The following is a 4,303-nucleotide window of genomic DNA, read 5'->3' as shown; positions in this document are numbered from 1 at the left end:
GGCTCGACCGCTTCTTGTTGCGCCAGAGACCGAGCAGCAGATCGATCTGCTTGATTGGAAAGCCGAGGGTGCGGGCGCGCTTGATGAACCGCAACTCGTGCAGGTTCCGCTCGTCGAAGATCCGGTAACCATTCCCCTGCCTTCGAGAGGGGCTTAGCAACCCCGCACTCTCATAGTACCGGATGAGCTTGGCCGGGACGCCAGTGAGCCTCGCGGCATCGCCAATTTGAACCATAATATAAATCTCCGTTCAGCGCTTGACCTTCCAGCAGCTGGAACCTTTAGCGTTTCACAAGCTAATGCGTAGTGAGGGCCAAGGTGGGCAATTCGCTTATGATCCTACCCATTGTCATGGTGACGAGATTGCGAGTTCCCTCAACGTTGAGCCAGATCAACCGGAAAAGCCAAGCTCTAGTGCAGATTTTACTCAAGCACGCCCCCGCGCGATCGTCTGTCATCTGATAGATCTGCTGAACGGGTTTTCCTAAGGCTCGATTGGACGGAGAGTTTCATGACCGCAGCAATGCAATCGCCTTTGATCGACCCACCGGTCACCGCCCATGCGGGCGGCGCGTCGGCGAAGGCATCTTCGCCGCGTTCAACGACACCGTTGCGTCAGAGCGAACCAACGCGGAGCCAGAAGGAAGCCCACAACAACGTGCCTTCTGCTGCAACAACAGCACTGGAGATGGGGACCATTCCCTCTCCATTCGAGGTGCTTGATTACCAGCGCGACATCCTGGAGCGAACGATCCTTTTCTTCGACGTGCTGCGCCGACGCGCCAATAACATGCTTGAGCACGAGACAGCGGGGCTGCCGCCGCTGATCAACTTCAAGTACGAGATGCTGCGTGATGCACGCACGTTCGAGCGCCCGGCAAACTATGCCCTCTTGCGTATTACGGAAGTAGGTGACGATTGCTGGGACGATTGCGTCGATCCGGAAAAGCCTCCGGTCATTGTCCTCGATCCAAGGGCGGGGCATGGTCCTGGCATTGGTGGCTTCAAGCGCGACTCCGAGGTTGGCGTGGCCCTTCATACCGGCCACCCGGTTTATTTCGTCGTCTTTTTCCCCGAGCCTTCTCCGCACCAGACGCTTGCCGACGTGCTCGCCGCGCTGCGCCAATTTGTCGAGGCCGTGTCGGGTCGCCATGACGGCAAAGCGCCGGTGCTCTATGGCAATTGCCAGGCCGGTTGGGCAGCGACGCTTCTTTCAGCGCATTGCGAAGGTTTGACCGGGCCCGTGGTGCTCAATGGCTCGCCACTCTCTTATTGGGGGGGCGAGGCCCGCGCAAACCCAATGCGACTGGCAGGGGGCCTCGTCGGCGGCGCTTGGCTGACGCACTTCCTGGCCGATCTCAACCAAGACCGGTTTGATGGCGCCTGGCTTGTTCAGAATTTCGAGGCGCTCAAACCCGGCAACGCAGCTTGGGACAAGTACGCCAACCTCTTCACCAAGATTGACAGTGAAAGCGACCGCTTCCTTGACTTCGAGCGCTGGTGGAACGGCTTCTATCGCCTGAGCGGCGAGGAGATGGTCTCGATCGTCGAAGACTTGTTCGTCGGCAACAAGCTGGAGCAGGGCCAAGTCCGGGTCGACGACCATTGCACGATCGATCTTACGAGCATCAAGAACCCGCTCGTGATCTTTGCCTCATACGGCGACAACATCACGCCGCCGCATCAGGCGCTCGGATGGGTGCCCTCAGTCTACAAGACGACCGATGCCCTCAAGGCGGCGGGACAGCGCATCGTCTATCTGACCAATCCGCACGTTGGACATCTCGGCATCTTTGTCTCCGCCAGCGTGGCCCGTTTCGAGCATCGAGCGATCCTCGAGAGTCTCGGCGATATTGAGGCGCTCGAGCCTGGCCTCTATGAGATGAAGATCGAGAATCCCACCGGAGATCCAGATTGTGAGCGGGATCAGTACGCCGTGCGATTCGAGGCGCGCAATGTCGAGGACCTTCACTTCGACTATCCGCGCCGGGCGTTCGAGCGTGTGCGCGAGGTCTCCGAGTTCAACGAGACTCTCTATCGCACCTTCGTAAGCCCATGGGTGAAGGCCATCGCCAATCCCTGGCTCGCGCAGTCGACGCAGTGGCTCCATCCCATGCGTATGAGAACCTATCTCTGGTCGGAGCGTTTCACGCCCTGGATGGGAGCCTTCGCCGTGCTCGCAGACGCGGTGGCCAAGGATCGTCACGCCGTCCGGGACGATCATCCGCTGATGGCGCAGGAGCGAAAGCTGATCGCCGAGATTTCTGCCTTTTGGGAAACCGCACGCCGGCTTCGCGACGCAGCCCAAGAGCGAATGTTCACGAACATCTACGGTGAGTGACATGGCCTCTGTGTTGCGCGCGTTTCTAAAGCGGATCATCCAAAAGGGTACACTTGAAGTCGAGGCGGCTGACGGTGAGCGTTTCAGAATTGGCGATGGAACTGGTTCCCTCGTCGCGATCCGCTTTTCTGATCGAGCAGCGGAGCGCCAGCTCCTCCTCAATCCGGCCCTTGCTTTCGGCGAGCTCTTCACCGACAGCCGTATCGTCGTCACGCGAGGCTCAATCTACGACGTGCTCGAACTGGCGTCGTCGAATCTGACCGTGCACGAGCCGCCCGGGCTTGCAAAAGCGCTCACCACGTTCCGCACCGCGCTGAGGCGGATCGAGCAACGCAATGGCAGGCAGCGCGCAAAGCGCAACGTTGCGCATCACTATGATTTTGACGACCGGCTCTACGATCTCTTCCTTGACGCTGATCGGCAGTATTCTTGCGCGTATTTCGAGCAAACCGGTCAGAGCCTCGAAGACGCACAGCTCGCCAAGAAACGCCATATCGCCGCCAAGCTTCTCACGGAGCCGGGTCAGAGTGTTCTCGACATCGGTTGCGGCTGGGGCGGGCTCGCCCTCTACCTCGCCGAATTCTGCGATGCGGAGGTCATTGGAATCACGCTCTCTGAAGAGCAACTGAAGATCGCAAGACTGCGCGCGAAGCAGCGCAACCTAGCGACACGAGCGAAGTTCCGCCTGCAGGACTACCGGACCGTGCCGGAGCGGTTCGACCGAATCGTCTCCGTCGGCATGTTCGAGCATGTCGGTGTCGGTTACTACAATGCCTTTTTCGACAACGCGGCACGGCGTCTCGCCAACGATGGCGTTATGCTGCTGCATTCGATCGGACGGATGGACGGGCCTAGTTCCACCAATCCCTGGATTGCCAAGCACGTTTTTCCTGGGGGCTATATCCCCGCGCTCTCCGAGGTGCTTCCCGCAATAGAGCGCGCTGGTCTGGTTGTCACCGATATCGAAATTCTCCGCCTTCACTACGCAGAGACGTTGAGGGCGTGGCGGGGGCGCTTTCTCGCGCGGCGCGAGGACGCGAAGGCGCTCTATGGCGAACGCTTTTGCCGACTATGGGAATTCTATCTAGCGGCATCGGAGTGCAGTTTCCGGCACAGCGGTCTCATGGTCTTTCAGATTCAACTCGCGAGGCGTCAGGACGCCGTTCCTCTAACACGCAACTACGTCACCCAACGGGAGGCGGCGCTCAGGGCCAAGGATTGTAGTCAGGTCGCCGCAGAGTGAATGCTGGTCTCGGGGGAAACAACGCGGGATATGCACGGATCGATCGCAACCAATGACGAAGCTACCGACAATAGGAGACTGGATATGTCGAAGATCACGGTCGCAAACCAACAGGCGTCCCATGACAGCAAGGCCCACGGGTCTTGTTGTGGTGACGAACACGCCAAGGATCTCGGAACCGACCCGGCAGCGAGAACGCAATCCACTTTAGCGGGTGATCGCAGGCAGGAACACACACCTCAGTCGGGCCGCGGGTCGGGCTGCTGCGGTGGCAGTAGAAGGCATGGAGCTGCTGCAGCGCATCGGGCGCCGGAAGATGAGGCAGGCCATTGAGCCGGCTCCATCAAAAGCTATGAGGAATCGTCAATGACGGGGATTGAAGCTGGAGCCAGCAGTGCGCCCTTGCGGCGAGCCCTGCACGCCACAAATGGATTTCTCCTCAATCACGGTGCGCCTATCGTTTTTGCCGGACTGCTCTGGTACACGCTCTGGTGGGGGCATTCGCCGCAGCTCGAAACGGTGGATGCCGCGATGTGGCACGTCTCGTGGGTGGGCGTCATTGCACTGATTTACGTCGCGCTGCAGGCGCGCGCTGTGCTGGCCCAGCCGCGCGGTGGCGTTACGCACTCGATGATCGAAATCCTGGTCTCGCTCTTGCCTCTCTTTGTCGTGATCTATGCCTTTGTCGATTGGATGCGGGGACAGAGCGCTCTGTCGGT

4 protein-coding genes are annotated in these 4,303 nt (G+C 59.6%); 3 read left to right on the top strand and 1 reads right to left on the bottom strand.

What is annotated here, in order from left to right:
- Positions 1-235 (bottom strand): MerR family transcriptional regulator (locus V7082_RS21365; RefSeq protein WP_334151692.1); only part of this gene is annotated, 235 nt, incomplete at its 3' end.
- A gap of 276 nt (positions 236-511) precedes the next feature.
- Here V7082_RS21365 and V7082_RS21360 point away from each other — a divergent pair.
- The 3 genes from V7082_RS21360 to V7082_RS21350 form a co-directional block, all read left to right on the top strand.
- A complete protein-coding gene (locus tag V7082_RS21360; protein ID WP_442909839.1) occupies positions 512-2,341 on the top strand; it encodes a DUF3141 domain-containing protein in 1,830 nt (609 codons plus the stop codon).
- Position 2,342: 1 nt separating this feature from the next.
- Positions 2,343-3,584, top strand: coding sequence for a cyclopropane-fatty-acyl-phospholipid synthase family protein (locus V7082_RS21355; protein WP_324539128.1), 1,242 nt, complete (start codon positions 2,343-2,345; stop codon positions 3,582-3,584).
- A gap of 366 nt (positions 3,585-3,950) precedes the next feature.
- Positions 3,951-4,303 (top strand): hypothetical protein (locus tag V7082_RS21350; RefSeq protein WP_334151691.1); only part of this gene is annotated, 353 nt, incomplete at its 3' end.

Origin of the sequence: Hyphomicrobium sp. (assembly GCF_036833075.1) — a bacterium.
Lineage (GTDB): Bacteria > Pseudomonadota > Alphaproteobacteria > Rhizobiales > Hyphomicrobiaceae > Hyphomicrobium_C.
The sequence above is the reverse complement of the archived record's forward strand: the minus strand, read 5'-3'. Positions and strand labels throughout refer to the sequence as shown.

Bases quoted from the DNA above. Each gene is read 5' to 3' on its own strand.
- V7082_RS21360 (WP_442909839.1), top strand. From the start codon at position 512: ATGACCGCAGCAATGCAATCGCCTTTGATCGACCCACCGGTCACCGCC.
- V7082_RS21355 (WP_324539128.1), top strand. From the start codon at position 2,343: ATGGCCTCTGTGTTGCGCGCGTTTCTAAAGCGGATCATCCAAAAGGGT.